The 19,417-nt window shown below is 69.5% G+C and carries 17 protein-coding genes and 1 tRNA gene; 4 read left to right on the top strand and 14 right to left on the bottom strand.

The annotated features are described in order from the left end of the window. Window positions 1–85 precede the first annotated feature (85 nt). Both ACIPYT_RS13840 and ACIPYT_RS13835 read left to right on the top strand, forming a co-directional pair. Complete coding sequence (locus tag ACIPYT_RS13840) at window positions 86–859, top strand: hypothetical protein (protein WP_050721962.1); 774 nt, start codon at window positions 86–88, stop codon at window positions 857–859. A gap of 175 nt (window positions 860–1,034) precedes the next feature. Continuing rightward, on the top strand, window positions 1,035–1,538 hold the full coding sequence (locus tag ACIPYT_RS13835; protein ID WP_401075301.1) for a DUF3145 domain-containing protein: 504 nt from the start codon (window positions 1,035–1,037) through the stop codon (window positions 1,536–1,538). Window positions 1,539–1,677: 139 nt separating this feature from the next. Here ACIPYT_RS13835 and ACIPYT_RS13830 read toward each other — a convergent pair whose 3' ends face one another. Then, window positions 1,678–3,081, bottom strand: coding sequence for a PLP-dependent aminotransferase family protein (locus ACIPYT_RS13830; RefSeq protein ID WP_401075298.1), 1,404 nt, complete (start codon window positions 3,079–3,081; stop codon window positions 1,678–1,680). 95 nt (window positions 3,082–3,176) lie between these two features. Between ACIPYT_RS13830 and ACIPYT_RS13825 the strand changes: the two genes are divergently transcribed. Then, window positions 3,177–3,845, top strand: a complete 669-nt coding sequence (locus ACIPYT_RS13825; RefSeq protein ID WP_401075295.1) for a YitT family protein — start codon at window positions 3,177–3,179, stop codon at window positions 3,843–3,845. Window positions 3,846–3,911: 66 nt separating this feature from the next. Here ACIPYT_RS13825 and ACIPYT_RS13820 read toward each other — a convergent pair whose 3' ends face one another. The 6 genes from ACIPYT_RS13820 to aceE all read right to left on the bottom strand — a co-directional run bounded on the left by ACIPYT_RS13820 (window position 3,912) and on the right by aceE (window position 11,534). After that, a complete protein-coding gene (locus ACIPYT_RS13820; protein WP_401075292.1) occupies window positions 3,912–5,150 on the bottom strand; it encodes a beta-ketoacyl-[acyl-carrier-protein] synthase family protein in 1,239 nt (412 codons plus the stop codon). Between the two features lie 90 nt (window positions 5,151–5,240). Then, the gene (locus tag ACIPYT_RS13815; RefSeq protein ID WP_050720772.1) at window positions 5,241–5,489 is read right to left on the bottom strand and encodes an acyl carrier protein; all 249 of its coding nucleotides are present in this window, start codon (window positions 5,487–5,489) and stop codon (window positions 5,241–5,243) included. A 69-nt stretch (window positions 5,490–5,558) separates the two neighbouring features. Further along, entirely contained in the window at window positions 5,559–6,560 is a 1,002-nt protein-coding gene (locus tag ACIPYT_RS13810; protein ID WP_401075289.1) for a beta-ketoacyl-ACP synthase III, read from the bottom strand. Beyond that, a complete protein-coding gene (locus ACIPYT_RS13805) occupies window positions 6,557–7,477 on the bottom strand; it encodes an ACP S-malonyltransferase (RefSeq protein WP_401075286.1) in 921 nt (306 codons plus the stop codon). The genes ACIPYT_RS13810 and ACIPYT_RS13805 overlap by 4 nt, the downstream gene beginning before the upstream one ends. 102 nt (window positions 7,478–7,579) lie before the next feature. Then, the gene (locus ACIPYT_RS13800; protein WP_401075667.1) at window positions 7,580–8,776 is read right to left on the bottom strand and encodes a PucR family transcriptional regulator; all 1,197 of its coding nucleotides are present in this window, start codon (window positions 8,774–8,776) and stop codon (window positions 7,580–7,582) included. A gap of 31 nt (window positions 8,777–8,807) precedes the next feature. Continuing rightward, a complete protein-coding gene (aceE, locus tag ACIPYT_RS13795; protein WP_401075665.1) occupies window positions 8,808–11,534 on the bottom strand; it encodes a pyruvate dehydrogenase (acetyl-transferring), homodimeric type in 2,727 nt (908 codons plus the stop codon). Window positions 11,535–11,687: 153 nt separating this feature from the next. Here aceE and ACIPYT_RS13790 point away from each other — a divergent pair. Further along, window positions 11,688–11,760: transfer RNA gene (locus tag ACIPYT_RS13790), tRNA-Val, on the top strand. Between the two features lie 31 nt (window positions 11,761–11,791). Here ACIPYT_RS13790 and ACIPYT_RS13785 read toward each other — a convergent pair. Genes ACIPYT_RS13785 through ACIPYT_RS13755 form a run of 7 tightly spaced genes read right to left on the bottom strand, consistent with a single transcriptional unit; the run spans window position 11,792 to window position 19,216 of the window. Next, complete coding sequence (locus ACIPYT_RS13785; RefSeq protein ID WP_401075283.1) at window positions 11,792–12,583, bottom strand: polyprenol monophosphomannose synthase; 792 nt, start codon at window positions 12,581–12,583, stop codon at window positions 11,792–11,794. Window positions 12,584–12,602: 19 nt separating this feature from the next. Further along, the gene (locus tag ACIPYT_RS13780; protein ID WP_401075281.1) at window positions 12,603–13,226 is read right to left on the bottom strand and encodes a class F sortase; all 624 of its coding nucleotides are present in this window, start codon (window positions 13,224–13,226) and stop codon (window positions 12,603–12,605) included. Continuing rightward, window positions 13,223–14,377, bottom strand: coding sequence for a glycosyl hydrolase family 8 (locus tag ACIPYT_RS13775; RefSeq protein WP_401075278.1), 1,155 nt, complete (start codon window positions 14,375–14,377; stop codon window positions 13,223–13,225). The genes ACIPYT_RS13780 and ACIPYT_RS13775 overlap by 4 nt, the downstream gene beginning before the upstream one ends. After that, entirely contained in the window at window positions 14,377–15,219 is an 843-nt protein-coding gene (locus ACIPYT_RS13770) for a DUF4397 domain-containing protein (RefSeq protein ID WP_401075275.1), read from the bottom strand. The genes ACIPYT_RS13775 and ACIPYT_RS13770 overlap by 1 nt, the downstream gene beginning before the upstream one ends. Window positions 15,220–15,255: 36 nt before the next feature. After that, on the bottom strand, window positions 15,256–17,262 hold the full coding sequence (locus tag ACIPYT_RS13765; protein ID WP_401075272.1) for an ArnT family glycosyltransferase: 2,007 nt from the start codon (window positions 17,260–17,262) through the stop codon (window positions 15,256–15,258). Next, window positions 17,259–18,743, bottom strand: a complete 1,485-nt coding sequence (locus tag ACIPYT_RS13760) for a glycosyltransferase (RefSeq protein ID WP_401075269.1) — start codon at window positions 18,741–18,743, stop codon at window positions 17,259–17,261. Before ACIPYT_RS13760 ends, ACIPYT_RS13765 begins: the two co-directional genes overlap by 4 nt. Next, window positions 18,740–19,216: a GtrA family protein gene (locus ACIPYT_RS13755; RefSeq protein ID WP_401075266.1), complete on the bottom strand. Its 477-nt coding sequence runs from the start codon at window positions 19,214–19,216 to the stop codon at window positions 18,740–18,742. The genes ACIPYT_RS13760 and ACIPYT_RS13755 overlap by 4 nt, the downstream gene beginning before the upstream one ends. Window positions 19,217–19,417 lie beyond the last annotated feature (201 nt).

The following is a 19,417-nucleotide window of genomic DNA, read 5'->3' as shown; positions in this document are numbered from 1 at the left end:
GCGCTCCCGACGCTCGCTGTTAGGCTTGCCTTATCAGGGCCTGTTAAAACGTGCTGGCCCCCGATGAAAGGACATGACCTCGATCATGGGATACATCACCTCGAAGGCGCTCGAAGACAAGGGCTTCGTCGTGCTCGACAGCTACAACCAGGAACTCGACCCCAAGGAGTGGCTGGACATCGAGTACAACGACTGGAAGTCCTCGGGCGACACCCGTTTCGCGCCTCTCGCGAGCGCGAAGGGCGAGATCGAGTGCAACGGCTTCTGGAACCACAAGCCGCCGCGCACCGACAAGGACGGCGTCTGGATCGACTCGCAGACCGCCAAGGCTCCGAATCTCACGCGTCGCGCGCAGGAGCCGGGTGCGAACGTCGGCCGCTGCCGCGTGATCGAGCTGCAGCCGACCCCGTACGGGGAGTGCCTGTACAACCTGCACCAGGACGACAACAACCGTCTGAACCCCGACGGCACCGGCTGGGTCGTGCGCGGCTTCTTCAACCTCACGGACGACAAGGACAGCTTCTTCGTCCTGCGCGAGAACCGCACCGACCCGAGCATCGAGTACCGCATCGCCCTCCCGGCCGGCGCGCAGCTCATCGTCGACACTCAGCGTCTGTGGCACGCCGCGACGCACGTCGGCACCGAGCCCCGCTACTGCCTCATCACGTCGTGGACCTCGGGCCCGGAGCTCGACGCCTACATCGAGAAGTACAACGGCACGCAGGACGTGCCGAACGTCGAGGTGCCGCAGGACGTGCTGGAGGCGGGCTACGCCGAGCAGGCGCGTCGCGACGCCGCCCGCGCCGCCTACTACGCGGCCAAGGGTCAGCAGGTCAAGCAGGCCATGAGCGAGGCGTAAGCGCCTCCCGCTCCGAGAGCCCCGGTCGCATGCGGCCGGGGCTCTCGTCGTGTCACGAATCACACGCTTGTGATTTCCTCGTGTCTGGGCGAGAATGGGTGCATAACCGCATATCTCGCCGGATCCCGTGGGTTCAGGTCGTTGGGGAAGACGCACCTGATGAAACGGAGAGATCATGGCGACGGCACACGCACGCGGAGTGGTGTTCATCCACTCCGCACCTCGCGCGCTCTGCCCGCACCTGGAATGGGCGGTGGGACGCGCTATCGGTCGTGCGGTCAGCTTCGACTGGAGCGATCAGCCCGTGCTCGACGGCGCCCGACGCGCCGAGTTCTACTGGGACGGGCCGGTCGGCACGGGAGCCGCGCTCGCGACGGCGATCCGCGGCTGGGAGCATCTGCGCTTCGAGGTGACCGAGGACCCGACGCCCCGCAGCGACGGGGGCCGGTGGCTGCACACGCCGGATCTCGGCATCCACTACGCGCAGACGGACGCGGCCGGCAACATCGTGATCGGCGAGGATCGCATCCGCTACGCGATGGAGATCGCGGCGGGCAGCGCGCTCGAGCTGCAGCGTGAGCTCGACATCGCACTCGGATCGGCATGGGACGAGGAGCTCGAACCGTTCCGCCACGCGAGCGACGACGCCCGGGTCGTCTGGCTCCACAAGGTCGGTTGAGCGATCGCCGCCGCATGAACGTGGAACGGGGAGGCGCGAGTATCGGATGCCGGTGACTCATCCCGGACGCTGAGGAAGCGAATTCCCGTTCCAGATGACGAGGACCCCGCCCCGGAAAGGGTGGGGTCCTCGTCTGCGCTCAGATCACCGCCGCGTGCGGAAGAGCGAGCGTTCGCGGTTCGTCACCCGCGTGCACGTCGCTCCAGGCCATGCTCAGTCGCTCCATCGCCTGCGTGGTCCGCTCAGGCGACAGCGTGATCGGGATGCGGACACGGCGCTCCAGCACCCCGCCCGTCGCGAAGCGCGGACCCGGTGGCAGCACGAGTCCGCGGTCACGCGCTGCGAGCGACAGCGCCGTCGAGATCGGTTCGCCGAGATCCAGCCATGTCGACAGCCCTCCGGGTGTGGACGGCATCTCGACGCCGTCCAGCCGTGCGAGCCCGGCCGCGACCGCGGCACGACCGTCGCGGAGCCGTGTCGCCACATGGGCGGTCAGCGCCGGCATGTCCTGCAGCAGCTCGATCGCGATGCACTGCTCGAGGAGTGCCGTACCCAGTTCGAACGAGGGTCGTGTCGCGAGCAGCCGCCCCACGAGCCCGCGCTCGGCGCGTATCCAGCCGAGCCTGAGCCCGCCCCACGCGATCTTCGACATGGATCCGAGTGTGATGACCTCGGGGCTGAACGCCGAGAAGGGACGGGGAGCCCACCCGCGGTCGATGTCGAGTTCTGCCGTCGTCTCGTCGACGATCACGTGCGTGCCGACGTTTCGTGCGGTCGTCGCGATGCGTGCGCGCGCGGAATCCGGAAGGGTCGCCGCCGTCGGGTTGTGGAAGTCGGGGATGAGATAGGCGACGTGCGGACGGCCGTGCAGCAGGGTGTCGGTCACATGCCTCTCGTCCCACCCGTCGACGTCGACGGGGGTCGGGAGCATCCGATATCCGTGCCGGTGCAGCGATTCGCGCGCGTGGGGGAATGTGGGCTGCTCGACGAGAGCGCGTTCTCCACGACGTCCCACCGTGGCGAGCACGAGGTTCAGCGCGTTCAGCGCGCCCGAGGTGATGATGATCTGCTCGGGCGTCGTAGGGACGCCGCGGGCGCTGAAGCGCTGCGCCACGGCATCCCGCAGCTCGGGGAGGCCCTGCAGGGAGTACCCGCTGGTGCCGCGCAGCGCCGCGAGCCGGGGGAGCGAGCGGACGGTGGCGTCGTACAGCCCGGGAGTCGAGTCCATCGAGGCGATCGAGAGATCGATCATGCTCTCGTCGTCGCCATCGACGGTCGTCGTGCCCGAGTGGGGGAGAGCGACCCGGGTTCCGCCGCCGTGCACGCGGGAGACGTAGCCGTCCTGGTTGAGGATGTCGTACACGCGGGTGGTCGTGGAGCGCGACCGTCGCAGTTCGATGGCCAGGGCACGTTCGCTGGGCAGCCGCTCGCCCACGGTCAGGCGGCCGTCGAGGATCAACGCACGGATGCGGTCGGCGATCTCGACCGCGGACGCCCCGGAGATGTTCGAGGGGCCGAGGTGTTCCACGAGGCGGGAAGTCATGAGTCCAGCATGCCTCAGATTGGCCTGGAATCATCGGGCCACTTTTCGAGTACTGGTCGTGCCCTCCGATGGGGGTCGCCCGTCACGATGGAATCATGCAGCTCCGTTCCCCGTTCCTCCCCGTCACCGCGACCAGTCGGCGCGACCTCGTCGAGCGTCTCGTGCAGCTCGTGGTCGGCCTGTTCCTCTACGGCGTCGCGCTGGGCTTCATGGTGCGCGGCGGGATCGGCGTCGCGCCGTGGGACGTGCTGGCGCTGGGTGTCGCCGAGCAGTTCGGACTCGGCTACGGCCTCGTCACCGTGCTGGTGTCGATCGTCGTGCTGCTGCTGTGGATCCCGCTGCGACAGCGCGTCGGGGTCGGCACCGTGGCCAACGCCCTGCTGATCGGGCCCGCCGCCGATCTGACCCTCGTGCTCGTTCCGGCACCGCCGTCCGTCTGGATCGGCGCACCGCTGTTCGTCCTCGGTCTCGTGCTGCTCGCCTTCGCGACGGGTCTCTACATCGCCGCCGACTTCGGCCCCGGACCGCGCGACGGCCTCATGACCGGCCTCGTGGCGCGCACGGGGTGGCGGGTCTGGATCGTGCGCACGCTGATCGAGGGCAGCGTGCTCGTGATCGGCTTCCTCCTCGGCGGACCGGTGGGAGTCGGAACGGTGCTGTTCGCCTTCGGGGTCGGTCCGCTCGTCGGACTCTTCCTGCCCTGGGCCACGCGCCTGCGCACGGCGCGGTCGCAGCAGCTGGCGCGAGCGACGCCGCGCGAGTAGTCCCTCTCGACACGGATGCGGCCCCGGGAGATCCTCCCCGGGGCCGCATCGTCGTGTCTGTGCGTGTCAGAGCTCGTTCGCGAACACCGCGACGGCGTTGTGCCCGCCGAAGCCGAACGAGTTGCTGATCGCGAACTGCGGGCCGTCGCCCAGCGGCTGCGCCTCGCCCGAGAGCTTGAACGGCACCGCCGGGTCGGGCTCGGTCATGTTGATCGTCGGCGGAGCGATGCGGTCGCGCAGCGCCAGCAGCGAGAAGATCGCCTCGAGCGCCCCCGTGCCGCCGAGCAGGTGCCCGGTCGACGCCTTGGTGGCCGAGACGGGGATCTCGTCGATCCGGTCGCCGAAGACCTTGCGCAGGGCGACGTACTCGTTCGGGTCGCCGACCGGGGTCGACGTCGCGTGCGCGTTGATGTGCGTCACCTGGTCGGCCGTGATCCCGGCTCCCTCGAGAGCCTGCGTGACGGCCCGCGCCGCACCGTTGCCCTCGGGGTCGTTGCCGGTGATGTGGTACGCGTCGGCGGTGACCGACCCACCGAGGACGTAGCCGTAGATCTTGGCGCCGCGGGCCTTGGCGTGCTCCTCGGTCTCGAGGATGAGCGCGGCCGCGCCCTCGCCCATCACGAAACCGTCGCGGTCGATCGCGCCGGGGCGCGATGCCGAGGCCGGGTCGTCGTTGCGACGGGACAGCGCCTGGGCGGAGGCGAAGGAGGCCATGGTGATCGGGTGGATCGCCGACTCGGTTCCACCGGCGATCACGACGTCGGCGAGTCCCTCCTGCAGGTGGTCGTAGGCGTGGATGATCGATTCGGTGCTCGAGGCGCAGGCGCTGACCACGGTCTGCGCGTACGCACGGGCCTCGAACTGCAGCGACAGGTTGCCGGCCGCGGCGTTCGGCATGAGCATGGGCACGGTGAGGGGCATCACGCGGCGCGGGCCCTTCTCGCGCAGGGTGTCCCAGGCGTCGAGCAGGGTCCAGAGACCGCCGATGCCGGTGGCGAAGTCGACGCCGAGGCGCTCAGGGGCGACATCGGGCGAGCCCGCATCTTCCCACGCCTCGCGGGCCGCGATCAACGCGAACTGCGACGACGGGTCGAGGCGCTTGGCCTCGTGCCGGGGCAGCACCTCCTCGGGGCGGATGATGGCTTCAGCCGCGAAAGTGACGGGGAGCTGGTACTGCTCGACCCAGTCGTGCTCGAGCGTACGGGCGCCGGACTTCCCGGCGAGGAGATTGGTCCAGTTCTCGGGGGCGGTCCCGCCGATGGCGGACGTGGCGCCGATGCCGGTGACGACGATGCGCTTGGTCATGTGTGGTTCCTTGTCAGGCGGGTCGAACGGAAGGCGGGCAAGGCAGAGGATGCCACGCCCCGCGGATGCGGGGGTGGCATCCTGGCTGGATTACTCCTGGCCCGCGACGATGAAGTCGACGGCGTCGCCGACCGTCTTGAGGTTCTTGACCTCGTCGTCGGGGATGGTGACGCCGAACTTCTCCTCGGCGTTGACGACGATCGTCATCATCGAGATCGAGTCGATGTCGAGGTCGTCGGTGAACGACTTCTCGAGGGCGACCTCGGAGGCGTTGATGCCGGTCTCGTCGGTGATCAGCTCTGCGAGGCCCGAGAGGACCTCATCCTTGGTGAAAGCCATTGTGGTCTTCCTTTTCTTACGGGGTTGATTTCGGAACCGTGGAACAGTCTAGGGAAGGTCGGCGCGTTCTCAGGGGAGGACGACGACCTGTGCGGCGAACACGAGCCCGGCGCCGAAGCCGATCTGCAGCGCCAGACCGCCGGACAGCTCGGGATGCTCGGACATCAGGCGGTGGCTCGCGAGCGGGATGGATGCCGCTGACGTGTTGCCGGTCGTCTCGATGTCGCGCGCGATCACGGTCGACTCCGGGAGCCCGAGCTGCTTCGCGAACTCGTCGATGATGCGCATGTTCGCCTGGTGCGGGATGAACGCCGCGATGTCGGACGGCTCGACGCCGGCCTTGTCGAGCGCTTCGCGCGCGACCTTCGCCATCTCCCAGACGGCCCAGCGGAACACCGTCTGACCCTCCTGGCGCAGGGTCGGCCACGGCACCTCGCCGTCGCGGAACTCGGTGAGGGTGCTGTTCATGCCGACCGCGTCGGACTTCGAGCCGTCGGAGCCCCACACGGCGGGCGCGATGCCCGGGGTGTCGCTCGGCCCGATCAGGGCGGCGCCGGCGCCGTCACCGAGCAGGAACGAGATGCTGCGATCGGTCGGGTCGACGATGTCGGAGAGCTTCTCGGTGCCGATCACGAGCGCGTAGCGGGCCGCACCCGCCCGGATGAGCGCGTCGGCCTGCGTCACGGCGTACGAGTACCCCGCGCACGCCGCGTTCACGTCATACGCCGCCGCGGGGTTGGCGCCGACGCGATCGGCGACGATCGCCGACACCGACGGCGTCTGCTTGGGGTTGCTGATCGTCGCCACGATCACGAGGTCGACCTGATCGGCGGGGACGCCGGACTTCTCGATGGCCTCGACGGCGGCGGTCGTCGCCAGGTCGATCGCATCGGTGCCCTTGTCGGCCCTGACGCGGGTGACGATGCCGGTGCGCTGACGGATCCACTCGTCGCTCGAGTCGATGGGGCCGACGAGGTCGTCGTTCGGCACGGAGTTCTCGCCGCGCGCCGCGCCGTACGAGTAGATGCGCGTGTAGGCAGGGCCGGCGATCTGGTTCAGGGTGACGGTCATGCTGCTTCTCCGTTCAGCAGCGCGACGGCCGCGTCGAGATCGTCGGGGGTCTTCACGGCGACCGTGGGGATGCCGCGCAGTCCGCGCTTGGCGAGTCCGGTGAGAGCGCCCGCGGGCGCCAGCTCGATCAGGCCCGTGATGCCCTGGTCGGCGAACGACGCCATGCACAGGTCCCAGCGGACCGGCGAGGAGACCTGGTCGACGAGATACTTCAGCGCGGTCGCGCCGTCGGCGACGGTCGAACCGTCACGGTTCGTCCACAGCGTGATCGTCGGGTCGGCGGCGGTCACCGACGACACGGCGTCGCGCAGCACGTCGACGGCCGGGGCCATGTACGACGTGTGGAACGCGCCGGCGACCTGGAGCGGAACCACCCGCGTGCCCTTGACGGGCTCGGCGGCGAGGGTCGCCAACGCGTCGAGCGCGCCGGCGACGACGATCTGGCCGCCGCCGTTGTAGTTCGCGGGGGAGAGGCCGAGTTCGGCGAGGCGCGCGAGGAGGGCCTCTTCGTCTCCGCCCAGCACGGCGCTCATGCCTGTGGGACTCTGCGCGGCGGCATCCGCCATCGCCCGACCGCGGATGCCGACGAGTCGCATGCCGGTCTCGGCATCGAGCACACCGCTGTTCACGAGTGCGGCGATCTCGCCGACCGAATGGCCGGCGACGCCGTCGGCGCGGCGACCCGCCCGGGACTCGAGCGCGGTCGCGGCCACGAGCGAGGCGGCGACGATCAGCGGCTGCGCGATGCGCGTGTCGCGGATCGTGTCGGCATCCGACAGCGTGCCGTGCTGCTGCAGGTCGACCTGAGCGGCTTCGGAGTAGGCGGCGATGCTCTCAGCCGCGCCGTCCACCTCGAGCCAGGGGGAGAGGAAACCGGGGGTCTGCGAGCCCTGTCCTGGGCATACGACGACAATCACATCCCAAGTCTGCCAACGATCCGGCCGAAGCGGTGGATGATCCATCACAAGTTTCCGAAGAACCCTTGTGTATGACGGACAGAATCGGCGTGTCGCGCGGGGTCAGCGCGCCTGTCGGCGCATCGGAGCACGCCGTCGTACCTGGTCGGCCGCGCCGATCGAGCCGAGGATCAGTGCCGTCTGCAGGATCAGCGCCTCGCGGGGACCCGTGGCATCCCACCCGATCACCTCGCTCACCCGCTTGAGGCGGTAGCGGACGGTGTTCGGATGCACGAACAGCTCCCGCGCCGTCGCCTCGAGGGATCGTCCGTTGTCGAGGTAGCTCCACAGGGTCGTGACGAGATCCGTCGAGTGCGCCTGGAGCGGGCGGTAGATCCGCTCGATGAGCGTCTGCTTCGCGAGGGGGTCGCCGGCCAGTGCGCGCTCCGGCAGCAGATCGTCGGCGTCGACCGGACGCGGCGCGCTGCGCCAGGCACGCGCCACCGCGAAACCCGCGAGAGCCGCGCGCGCGCTCTGGCTGGCGTCGACGAGCGCGGCCACGGCCGGGCCGAGCACCACGTACCCGGGACCGAAGGACGGCTCGAGTCGGGCGGCGATCTCGTCGAACCCGAGCTCCGGCTCGTCGTCGTCCTGACCGGGGACGCGTGCGCGGCCGATCACGAGCACGAGCCGAGACCCCTGCACGCCGATCAGGACGTCGATCGAGAGCTTGCGGGCGGTGCGGCGCACCAGGTCGACGTCGAACTGCGGGGGTGTGGTGCCCACGAGCACCGCGACCTCGCCGTGTCCGTGCCAGCCGAGTGCCGCGATGCGGCTCGGGAGCTCCTCGTCGGCCTCGCCCGTGAGGATCGAGTCGACGACGAGCGCCTCGAGACGCGCGTCCCAGAGACCCCTCGCCTCCGCCGCGCGGGCGTACACATCGGCGGCGGCGAAGGCCAGATCGCGGGAGTAGAGCAGGATCGCCTCGCGGAGATCCTCGCCGCGACCTGCGACGCGCTCCTCGGTGACCTCGACCGTGACGCGGATCAGCTGCAGCGTCTGCTGCAGGCTGACGCTGCGGAGCAGTTCACGAGGAGCAGCCGCGAAGATGTCGGCAGCGATCCACGGCGTCGACGTCGGATCGTCGTACCACTGGATGAACGAGGTGATGCCGGCCTGCGCCACCAGCCCGACCGCGGAGCGGCGGGCCGGTGGCATGTCGGCGTACCAGGGAAGGGTGTCCTCGAGCCGCTTGATCGTCACCGAGGCGATGTCACCGGAGATCCGGCGCAGCCAGGTGAGTGTCGCGGCCTTGTCCATCCCGCGTGCGGACGATGCTGTCACCGATGGCTCAGCTTTCGCCGCCCGCGTTGCCGCTCGTGCCGGCGTTCACGTCGTGGAGACGGTACTTCTCGATGGCCTGAGCGGCCAGCGAACGGTCGACCGTTCCCTCCTCGGCGAGCGCCTGCAGCGTGCGGACCACGACCGACGGTCCGTCGATCTTGAAGAACCGACGGGCGGCGGCACGGGTGTCGGAGAAGCCGAAGCCGTCGGCACCGAGCGTGGCGAAGCGGTTCGGGACCCACGGACGGATCTGGTCCTGCACCGCGTGCATGTAGTCGCTGACCGCGACGACCGGGCCCTCAGCGCCCTGGAGCTTCGTGGTGAGGTACGCCGTGCGGGGCTCCTCCTCGGGGTGCAGGAAGTTGTGCTCGTCGGCGGCGAGGCCGTCGCGGCGCAGCTCGGTCCACGAGGTCACCGACCAGACGTCGGCGACGACGTTCCAGTCGTTCTTCAGGAGCTCCTGGGCTTCCAGCGCCCAGGGCAGGCCCACGCCCGACGCGAAGATCTGCGCGCGCGGACCGTCGCCCTCGCCGACCGAGACGCGGTGGATGCCGCGAACGATGCCGTCGACATCCACGTCCTCCGGCTCCGCCGGCTGGATGAGCGGCTCGTTGTACACCGTGAGGTAGTACATGACGTCGGGGTCCTCGTGGGCGCCGCCGTACATCCGCTCCAGGCCGGACCGCACGATGTGCGCGATCTCGTAGCCGTAGGCCGGGTCGTACGACACGGTCGCCGGGTTGGTCGCCGCCAGCAGGTGCGAGTGACCGTCGGCGTGCTGAAGGCCCTCGCCCGTGAGCGTGGTGCGTCCGGCGGTGGCGCCGATGATGAAGCCGCGAGCCATCTGGTCGCCGGCGGCCCACTGGGCGTCGCCCGTGCGCTGGAACCCGAACATCGAGTAGAAGAGGTAGATCGGGATCAGCGGCTCGCCGTGCGTGGCGTACGACGTGCCCGCGGCCGTGAACGCCGCCAGGGCGCCGGCCTCGTTGATGCCGACGTGCACGATCTGGCCCTGCGGGCTCTCCTTGTAGGCGAGGAGGAGCTCACGGTCGACCGAGGTGTAGTGCTGGCCGTTGGGGTTGTAGATCTTCGCGGTCGGGAAGTACGCGTCCATGCCGAACGTGCGCGCCTCGTCGGGGATGATCGGCACGATCCGGTGGCCGAACTCCTTGGAGCGCAGCAGATCCTTGAGCAGTCGGACGAACGCCATCGTCGTGGCGATCTCCTGCGTGCCCGAGCCCTTCTTCGGCAGCGCGTAGGCGGTGTCGTCCGGGAGCGAGAGTCCGACGTGCGTCGTGCGACGCTCGGGGAGGAACCCGCCGAGAGCCTGTCGGCGCTCCATCATGTACTGGATCGTCTCGTCCTGCGGTCCCGGGTTGTAGTACGGGGGCAGGTAGGGGTTCTCCTCGAGCTGCGCATCCGTGATCGGGATGTGCATGGCGTCGCGGAACGTCTTGAGGTTGTCCAGCGTCATCTTCTTCATCTGGTGAGTCGCGTTGCGACCCTCGAACTGCGGTCCCAGGCCGTAGCCCTTGACCGTCTTCGCCAGGATGACGGTGGGCTTGCCCTTGTGCTCGGTCGCGGCCTTGAACGCGGCGTAGACCTTGCGGTAGTCGTGTCCGCCGCGCTTGAGGTTCCAGATGTCGTCGTCGGAGTAGTCCTTGACCAGGGCCGCGGCACGCTCGTCCTTGCCGAAGAAGTGCTCGCGGATGTACGCGCCCGACTCGGCCTTGTACGTCTGATAGTCGCCGTCGGGCGTCGAGTTCATGATGTTGAGCAGCGCGCCCTCGGTGTCGCGGGAGAGCAGGTCGTCCCACTCGCGGCCCCAGACGACCTTGATGACGTTCCAGCCGGCGCCGCGGAAGAACGACTCGAGCTCCTGCACGATCTTGCCGTTGCCGCGGACGGGACCGTCGAGGCGCTGGAGGTTGCAGTTCACGACGAAGGTGAGGTTGTCGAGGCCCTCGTTGGCGGCGACCTGCAGTTGGCCGCGGCTCTCGACCTCGTCCATCTCGCCGTCGCCGAGGAAGGCCCAGACGTGCGAGGCGGAGGTGTCCTTGATGCCGCGGTTCTCGAGGTACTTGTTGGACATCGCCTGGTAGATCGCGTTGATGGGGCCGAGGCCCATCGACACGGTCGGGAACTGCCAGTACTCCGGCATCAGACGGGGGTGCGGGTACGACGGGAGTCCGTACGGCGCGTGCGACTTCTCCTGACGGAAGCCGTCGAGCTGGTCTTCGCTGAGGCGGCCTTCGAGGAAGGAGCGCGCGTAGGTGCCGGGGGAGGCATGCCCCTGGATGAAGATCTGGTCGGCACCGCCCGCGTGGTCGGCGCCCTTGAAGAAGTGGTTGAAGCCGACCTCGTACAGCGCGGCCGAGGACGCGTAGGTGGAGATGTGGCCGCCGACGCCGATGCCGGGGCGCTGCGCGCGGTGCACGGTCATCGCGGCGTTCCACCGGATCCATGCGCGGTAGCGGCGCTCGATCTCCTCGTCGCCGGGGAACTGCGGCTCGTTCTCGGGCGCGATCGTGTTGATGTAGTCCGTGGTCGGGACCATCGGCACGTTCAGGTGCAGCTCCTTGGAGCGCTTGAGCAGGCTGAGCATGATCTCGCGACCACGTCCGTGGCCCTTCGCGTCGACGAGCTCGTCGAGCGACTGCTGCCACTCGCCCGTCTCGTCCGGATCGCTGTCGAGGGGGCCCTGGGAGTACGGATCCTGGTCGTGCACGGTCACGGGGGAGCCTTTCGTCATGCTGGCAGGTCATGCCAAGGAAACGGGAAGCGACGCGGGCAGCCTTGTCGGCTGTGCACAACGCGTGCCGCCCTCAGCCTATCCCTCTTCCACGACATGGGTGCGCATCGGGTCGTCTGTAGACTGAGGGCACCAGGGCCTTTAGCTCAGCTGGTAGAGCGCCACGTTTACACCGTGGATGTCGTCGGTTCGATCCCGGCAGGGCCCACCGTGAGTCGAGCGTCGGTGGGCGTCCGGGTTCAGGGGCGCACGGGCGGCAGCATGCGGTGTGACAGGGCGCGCACCGATCGCAGCCTCTGTCCGTGCCGGAGGAACAGCGAGATCGCCGACAGTCGGCGGCGCATGCCCCACCAGGTGACGAGCGACAGCGACTCGGTCACGATCGCTCCGCTCATCTTCGACTCGCCGTGCACGCGCTCGACGAACGTGATGGGCACCTCGACGACGCGCAGCCCGCGCTCGAGGGCACGCCACAGCAGGTCGACCTGGAAGCAGTAGCCCTGCGACGCGACGTGCAGCAGGTCGATGCGGCGCAGCGCGGCGGCGCTGAACACCCGGTAGCCGCCCGTGGAGTCCCGCACGTCGATGCCCAGCGCGAGCCGCGCGTAGAGGTTGCCGCCGCGGCTCAGCAGCTCGCGATGCCGCGACCAGTTCACGACCTTGCCTCCCGGCACCCAGCGCGACCCGAGCACGAGGTCGTGGTCGATCAACTGCTCGACCAGTCGCGGGAGCTCCTCGGGGCGGTGGGAGCCGTCGGCATCCATCTCGACGAGCGCCCAGTAGTCGCGTTCCAGGCCCCAGGCGAAGCCCGCGAGGTATGCGCCACCGAGCCCGTTCTTCTCCTCGCGGTGGAGGACGTGGACCTCGGGATGCCGCGCGGACAACTCGTCGGCCAGCGCGCCTGTTCCGTCAGGGGAGGCGTCGTCGACGACGAGGATGTCGGCGTCCACGGAGGCCAGGACCCGCTCGACGATCGAGCCGAGGTTGTCGATCTCGTTGTAGGTGGGGATGATGACGAGCGTCTCGTTCATGGGAGGGTCCTTAAGGTGGTCAGCGGGTGAGTTCGGCGAAGACGATGAGGTTGTCGAGGTAGTGGCCGGTGGACGCGTCGAAGACGCCGCCGCACGTGATCAGCCGCAGCTCCGGCGTCGGCACGTTGCTGTACACGGAGGCGGTGGGGAACTCGGCCTTGGCCGATTGCACCGAACCGGTCACCGTGAAGGTCAGGTCCGAGCCGTCGGCGAGCGTCACGACGATCTCGTCGCCTGCCGTCAGCGCCCCGATCTGCGCGAACACGGCCGGGGCGGTCGGGGAGTCGACGTGGCCGGCGATGATCGCCGGGCCGACCTCGCCGGGGGAGACGCCGTCGGCGTACCACCCGGCGAGGTCGTAGTCGACGGGCGCGCCCAGCCGCCCGGTCGCATCGAGAGCGAGGCTCTCCAGCGTCGAATCGACGCCGATCGCGGGGATCTGCACGCGGGTGGGCGCCTCGCCCGGGGAGGACTCGGCGGGAGCAGAGGGATCCTGCAGTCCGCCCGCCGAGAAGCCTCCGCGGTCGGACGGCGGGGTGGACCCGGAGTCGGCGGACCCGGATCCGCACGCGGCCAGGAGCAGCGCGAGCACCAGGGCGCCCACCGCTCCCATCGCGCGCCGTCCGCCGATCGCCGCGCTCATGACGAGCTCGTCCCGCAGCCGCCGAGGGCGTCGTCGGTGAGCATCGCGCTGGAGAGCATGACCCATGCCGCGCCGTAGTACGTCGGGTACTCGGCCGACAGTTCCGCTGCCCGTTCCAGGTCGACGGTCGCGGCGACCTGGTCACCGGCGGCGTGCGCCGATGCGGCGCGCGCCGTGTAGCTGAATGCCGACTGCTCCTGCGCGAGCGCTCCGCCGCCGAGATCGAGTCGCGACGACAGCTCCTTCTCGCGATCCAGGGTCGCCAGCGGCATCGCCGCGAGTGCGACGTCGGTCGGAACGCACGACTCCGCGTAGCGCAGCATCAGGCGCGGCGCGTCGAACGCGTACTGCACGGGGTCTCCTTCTCCGAGCGGCCCCGGCATCGGCTCGATCACGCCGTTCGCATGGATCTGCGCCCAGTCCGGAGGCAGATCGGTCGCGGTGAGGATCTCGGAGGTCACCGCCGCGCTGCCTGCCTGCAGCTCCGTCCAGCGCGGGTCGCCGGTCGCATCGGCGAGGATCTCGTACGCGACGGGCGACGCGTAGCTCGGGTTGTACGCATACGGCTCGCGATCCGCCGCCCAGAGGCCCGGGAGCAGGATGCGGCCGCGCTCGGTGACCACGGTCATCCGGTCGGCGATCACGGTGGCGAGCTCGACACCGGAGGCGCGGAGGTCGTCGCGTCCGAACCGGTCACCCGCGAGCACCAGCGCCCGCGCGGCGTCGAGGTCGGCGTCGGAGGCCGGCTCGTCGTCGACCACGGCGCCCTTGTCCCATCGCCAGGCCATCAGACCGTCGGGGCGGATGAGCTCGTCCTGCGTCCAGGTCCAGATCTCGTCGAAGCTCTTCTCGTCGTCGGCGATGACCGCGGCGAACAAGCCGTAGGCCTGCCCCTCGCTCACGGTGTCGCCGCCCTCGTCGTGGCGCACGACGCGACCGTCGTCGACCCAGTCGTCGAGGAACGCGGTGGCCAGCTCGGTCGCGTTCAGATCGGGGGCGCTCCCGGCAGCCGGGAGCGGTGTGGCGGACGTCTCGGGCGCGGACTCGGGGGGACCGTGATCCGAGGAGTTCAACCCGACCGCCAGCACGGCGGCGCCGGCCGTCACGACCACCGCTCCCGCGGCGATGCCGAGCAGTGCGGCGCGGCGCATCAGAGCAGCCCTCCCAGGAGCGTGGCCGGCCGCGGCGTCGAGGCCGCGTCGGTCGAGCCGAGGAACCCGCCGCCGGTGTCGACGCCGCCGTCGGGCACGTCGCCGACCGAGGCGCTGTCGAGGACGGGCAGGATCGTCAGGCCGCCGCTCGCCGTGTCGAGGACGAACAGCGTCGTCACGCTGCCGGGGGCGACCGAGACCTGGGCCGTGTCGGACACGCCCTCGCCGGTCAGATCGAGCGACCAGTCACCGGCCGGGATCTCGGCATACCCGGTCGCGGAACCCGCGCGGGCGTCTCGGGCGATCGCATCGCCCTGCGCCGTGGTCACGTCGACCTCGGGGGTGATGGTCGACGCCTGGATGAGCCGGATCCGTGCGGATCCCGCAGCGGGCTCGGTGAGGTCGTCGTCGAACGAGCGCACCTGCAGGTCGTCGGTCGGACCATAGGCGGCGACCGTCGTCGCGGTGCCGGAGTCGATCGTGACCGTCTCGGAGATCACCGGGACGCTCGAACCCGAGGCGCCGGCGGGCACCATGCTGACGGTGTACGTGCCGGCCGGGAGCTCCTCATACGTGGACACGTCTCCGTAGCCGACGCCGTCGAGCTCGAACAGGGTCGACCCTCCGCTCACGGCCGAGACGCGGACGTCGACGGACTTGGTGTCGGGGGACAGGTGGCCGAGGCGCAGCCATCCGGCGGACTCGCTCACCGCGGTCGGTGCGGCACCCGCCGGAGAGCCAGCAGGTGCTGCGGCGGCGGAGAGCGGCGTCACGACCGTGACGATGAAGGCGGCGCCGACCGCCAGGGTGGTCTTCAGGTGCGGGAATCGTGAGGTGTTCATGATGTGCTCCTTAGGGTTGGTCGTTCGAAGGGGAGGTCAGGGCAACGTGGGCTGCAGCGAGACCGGGTAGCGGAGAACGAGATCGTCGTCGGAGACGGTGACGTCCGACGGCTCGTACGAGCCGGACAGCGACTCGACGAATGCCTGGGCCACCGCGCTGAGCTCGCCGTCGACGATGGTCGGGGAGCCGCCGATCGCCGTCAGCGCGAGCTGGCGGAACGGCATCCCGTCTTCACCCGGCACGATCGGGAAGCCCCCGACCGTGACGGAGCCGGCGCCGGCGAGCGTGGCGAGGACGGCGATGATGCGCGAGTCCACCTGCCCGGCGATCAGCCGATCCCGGTCGGCGTCGGTGACGTCGACCTCGGGGTTCGTGGCGAGCTCGGCGCCCAGTGCCGCGCGCGTCGCTTCCGCGTCGTCGGCCGCTGCCGCCGCCTGCTCCGCGCCGTCGATCGCGACGCGCCGGACCTCGACGGCCTGCGTTCCCGATCCGAAGGATGCGACGACGACCGAGTTGTCGATCGCCTGCTGCACCTGGGGGAACGCCCCGGGGAACGTGCGCATCGAGTCGGTGGTGATCACGTAGTCGGCGTCGCGCCACCCGTTCGGCGACTGGGCCTGCACGGCGGGATCGGTGTCGAGCTTGTAGTACCAGATGACGTTGTCGCGGTCCCATCCGGCCTTGACGAGGTCGACCCACATCGCATCGTCGACGATCACGCGCTGGTCGGTGCCCGCGTTGTCGACGAGCCAGGACTGCGCGTCGCGCAGCGGCTCGTCGAGGTCGGCGAGCACGAAGCCGCGCAACTGGGTGGTCCACAGCGGCACGGCCACGACGGCGCCGATTGCGGTCACGCCGATCGCCGCCATGGCGAGGCCGCGGTGCGCAGAGCCCTTGCGTCGGACGCGTGCCACCGCCGCGTCGCACACGCCGGCGATCAGCAGGGCGCCGAACGGGATCAGCATGATCACGTAGGGGACCGGCAGGTAGCCGCCCGGGCGGAACATGAACGCGGTCATCGCGAGCACGAGCACCGCGTAGGGCCGGAACCGCGGCAGGAAGACCGCCACGGCCGCCGCGACGAGGCTCAGCACGATGAACACGGGGTCGAGCTGCCACCACATCCCGAGGGTGCGGTTGATCAGCGAGTCGGGATCGGCGATGGATCCTGAGCTCTCGCGGGATCCGAGCTGGAAGGTGATGCCGTCCATGAGGCTCACCCGCCCGGCGCCGCTGAACAGCTCTCCCTTGACGGCGGCGAGCAGCAGGTAGCTCCCGCCGATCAGGACGAGGATGCTGGACGCCACCGACAGGGTGTATCGACGCGTCTCCCGGCGGGCGGAGCGGATCATTACCCAGATGAGGAAGGGCAGCGCCAGCAGGAAGGTCTCCTTGGTCAGCACGGCGATGCCGAACGCGAGCGCGGAGCCGGCGAAGGCGGCGAGCTGACCGCGCCGGTTCATGGCGAGCACGAAGGCGAGCAGCAGCCAGGGCGTCGCGACGTTGTCGAGGTACACGGTGCGGTGGAACTGCACCGCGAGCGGCGACAGCGCGAACACGAGCCCGGCCACCGCGGACGCGGGACGGGACATGCCCAGCCGACGGGCGAGCATCCAGACCAGGGCGACCGAGATGAGCGTCGCGACGAGAACGGCCTCGCGTCCGGCGAGCACAGCGATGTCCCAGCGCTCGAACGCACCGGTGATCTGCGTGTAGCCCGCGATCTGCAGCCAGCCCAGCGGCGGGTGGTCGTACCAGTACGTGTAGTGGGCGAGTTCGCCGAGATGCGTGACGGCCCAGGCCTGCGCCGTGTACGTGCCCTCGTCGTCGATGCGCTGCGGGGCTCCGCCCACGTTGAGGAAGTTCACGATCGCACTCACGGCGAGCACGGGGATGAGCCAGACCAGAGCGGGGGCCCGATCGCGCAGCCACTCCCCGGTGCGTCGCGCAGCGTGGCGGAGGGACGAGTCGGGGGATGACGGCGCCGCAACGACGGTCTCGTCTGCCTCGACGGAGGTCGGGCGCTCGAGCGTGGTGGTCATGCCGCCACCTCCTCGCGCACGAGTGAGACCGGCGCGGGTGCGGCGGACGGTGCCTCGTCGCGGTGCGCGCCGGTGTGCTCGGTCTTCTCCCAGCCGCGCTCTCCGCGGAACTCGCGGAACACCGCGCGCAGGGCGGCTCCGGCGAGCAGAACCTGGAAGGGAATGGTGCCCAGCACGAGTCGCACGTAATCGCGGATGCGGACCTTCTGTCCGTAGAGGCGACCGAACTCGCCGATCCCGGCGATCTCGACCGCGACGGTGACGAGCGTCGGTGCGAGCGGGATGAACGTGAGCAGCGCGACGACCGTCGGCACCTTGACCAGCAGGATCAACAGGATCGACAGCGGGATCAGCAGACCCGTCGCCGCCTGCAGGAACGGCATCGCGAGCATGTACCGCGCGAAGAGGCGCTGGCCCCGGGTGGGGAGTGAACGCCACTCGCCCTTGCGGAGCACCTGGAGGAAGCCCTGGTTCCAGCGGGTGCGCTGCTTGTAGAAGGAGGTCAACGTGCCGGGGGTCTCCTCCCGAGTGACGTACTCGGGGCTGTAGGCCACGACCACCTTCTCGCCCTGGCTCGACAGGCGCACGCCGAGTTCGCAGTCCTCGGCGAGGCATTCGGCATCCCAGCCGTCGTTGCGCATCAGGGCCTCGCGCGTGACGAAGACGGTGTTGCCGCCGAGCGGGATGAACCTCGCTCCGGCGTGGAAGTGCAGTCGGGAACGGAACCAGAAGTAGTACTCCAGCACGTTGCGCAGCGACCACCAGGTCGTGCGGAAGTTCATCAGCTGCACGCCGCCCTGCACGACGGTCGCGCCGGTCTCGGTGAAGCGCGAGTCGATGTGGCGAAGCAGTTCGGGATGCACTTCGTCTTCGGCGTCGAACACGCCGACGATGTCGCCGGCCGCCAGGGGCAGCGCCCGGTTCAGAGCCTTCGGCTTGTTCTTCGGCACACTGTCGTCGACGACGACCTCGATACGGTCGGGATGCCGTGCGGCTGCTGCGCGCACGACGGCGGTGGTGCCGGGGTCGTCGTCCCCGACGATCGCGATGATCTGCACGTCGGGGTGCGTCTGCGCGGCGAGGGCGTCGAGCGTCTGCCCCATCACCTCCTCTTCGTGACGTCCGGGGACGAGCAGTGTGAAGGTGTGTGCGGGCTCGAGGGGCTTCTTCGAGAAGGCGGTGCTGTCGTAGGTGCTCTTCGAGCGCCACGCGTACAGCATCCACCACAGCGTCGTCACGGCGATCAGGGTGAGCGCGAGCGCGACGGCGATGAGCCCCGAGTATCCGACGATCGAGATCCAGTCGACGCCACCGGCGTTCTGCGGGGCGTCGACCACTCCGGGGTCGAGGACCTCGCGGTTGGGCACGCCGTCGGGGGCTGGGGCCTGCCCGGGCGCGGGCGTGAGCAGAGGCCCGGGCGCCGGATCGCTCTCGAACGGACGGAGGGCGGCGGGGAGCACGTGGGCGAGGGAGGGGATCACGGTGTTGCCTCCTGCGGAGTACGGAAGACGAGGAATCGGTACGTGAAGTACCGGAAGAGGGTGCCGAGCACGAGGCCGACGCCGTTGCCCGCGATGTTGTCGGCGAGCGCGGAGGTGAATCCGAGTACGTAGTGCGAGACGAACAGGCACGCGGAGGCGATGGCCAGCCCGCCGCCGTTCGCGAGGAGGAACAGCAGCAGCTCCTTGGCCATGGTCGGGCGTCGGGTGGTGCGGAAGGTGACGTACCTGTGCCCGAGCCAGGCGACGCCGGTGGCGACGATGACCGAGACGACCTTCGCCCAGATCACCTGATCGGGCATCACGGTGGCTCGGAGAAGGTTGTAACCGCCCACGTCGACGACGAAGGCGAGGAGTCCCACACCGCCGAAGGTGGCGAGCTGGGGCACGGCGGCCCGCACCGCCGAGGCGATGCGGGACAGCGAAGCGAATGGCGCGGAGGGGGAGAGCGTCATGCAAGGGGTTCGGACGCAGGTGTCCGTTCGGATTGGTTAAATTCGATGATCGGAGAAATATGTCTGAGGCGTTGACTATCCGTGGTGCGACGACTAGTCTTCGCTGCTGAGCGCTCGGGAAAAAGGGCCTCTGGCCTCGGATTTTTCTGACCGTAGTACCCCGTTGAAAACGCGTTTCCGCTCGTCTCTCATAGGATTATG

The organism is Microbacterium sp. NPDC089695 (assembly GCF_044749085.1).
GTDB lineage: Bacteria > Actinomycetota > Actinomycetes > Actinomycetales > Microbacteriaceae > Microbacterium.
The sequence above is the reverse complement of the archived record's forward strand: the minus strand, read 5'-3'. Positions and strand labels throughout refer to the sequence as shown.

What these genes read in the sequence shown, in the direction of transcription:
- ACIPYT_RS13830 (WP_401075298.1), bottom strand. Translation starts at nt 3,081, where the DNA reads ATGACTTCCCGCCTCGTGGAACACCTCGGCCCCTCGAACATCTCCGGG.
- ACIPYT_RS13810 (WP_401075289.1), bottom strand. Translation starts at nt 6,560, where the DNA reads ATGACCGTCACCCTGAACCAGATCGCCGGCCCTGCCTACACGCGCATC.
- ACIPYT_RS13785 (WP_401075283.1), bottom strand. Translation starts at nt 12,583, where the DNA reads ATGAACGAGACGCTCGTCATCATCCCCACCTACAACGAGATCGACAAC.
- ACIPYT_RS13820 (WP_401075292.1), bottom strand. Translation starts at nt 5,150, where the DNA reads ATGACCAAGCGCATCGTCGTCACCGGCATCGGCGCCACGTCCGCCATC.
- ACIPYT_RS13835 (WP_401075301.1), top strand. Translation starts at nt 1,035, where the DNA reads ATGGCGACGGCACACGCACGCGGAGTGGTGTTCATCCACTCCGCACCT.
- ACIPYT_RS13840 (WP_050721962.1), top strand. Translation starts at nt 86, where the DNA reads ATGGGATACATCACCTCGAAGGCGCTCGAAGACAAGGGCTTCGTCGTG.
- ACIPYT_RS13775 (WP_401075278.1), bottom strand. Translation starts at nt 14,377, where the DNA reads ATGCGCCGCGCCGCACTGCTCGGCATCGCCGCGGGAGCGGTGGTCGTG.
- ACIPYT_RS13770 (WP_401075275.1), bottom strand. Translation starts at nt 15,219, where the DNA reads ATGAACACCTCACGATTCCCGCACCTGAAGACCACCCTGGCGGTCGGC.
- ACIPYT_RS13780 (WP_401075281.1), bottom strand. Translation starts at nt 13,226, where the DNA reads ATGAGCGCGGCGATCGGCGGACGGCGCGCGATGGGAGCGGTGGGCGCC.
- ACIPYT_RS13755 (WP_401075266.1), bottom strand. Translation starts at nt 19,216, where the DNA reads ATGACGCTCTCCCCCTCCGCGCCATTCGCTTCGCTGTCCCGCATCGCC.
- ACIPYT_RS13825 (WP_401075295.1), top strand. Translation starts at nt 3,177, where the DNA reads ATGCAGCTCCGTTCCCCGTTCCTCCCCGTCACCGCGACCAGTCGGCGC.
- ACIPYT_RS13815 (WP_050720772.1), bottom strand. Translation starts at nt 5,489, where the DNA reads ATGGCTTTCACCAAGGATGAGGTCCTCTCGGGCCTCGCAGAGCTGATC.
- ACIPYT_RS13765 (WP_401075272.1), bottom strand. Translation starts at nt 17,262, where the DNA reads ATGACCACCACGCTCGAGCGCCCGACCTCCGTCGAGGCAGACGAGACC.
- ACIPYT_RS13800 (WP_401075667.1), bottom strand. Translation starts at nt 8,776, where the DNA reads ATGGACAAGGCCGCGACACTCACCTGGCTGCGCCGGATCTCCGGTGAC.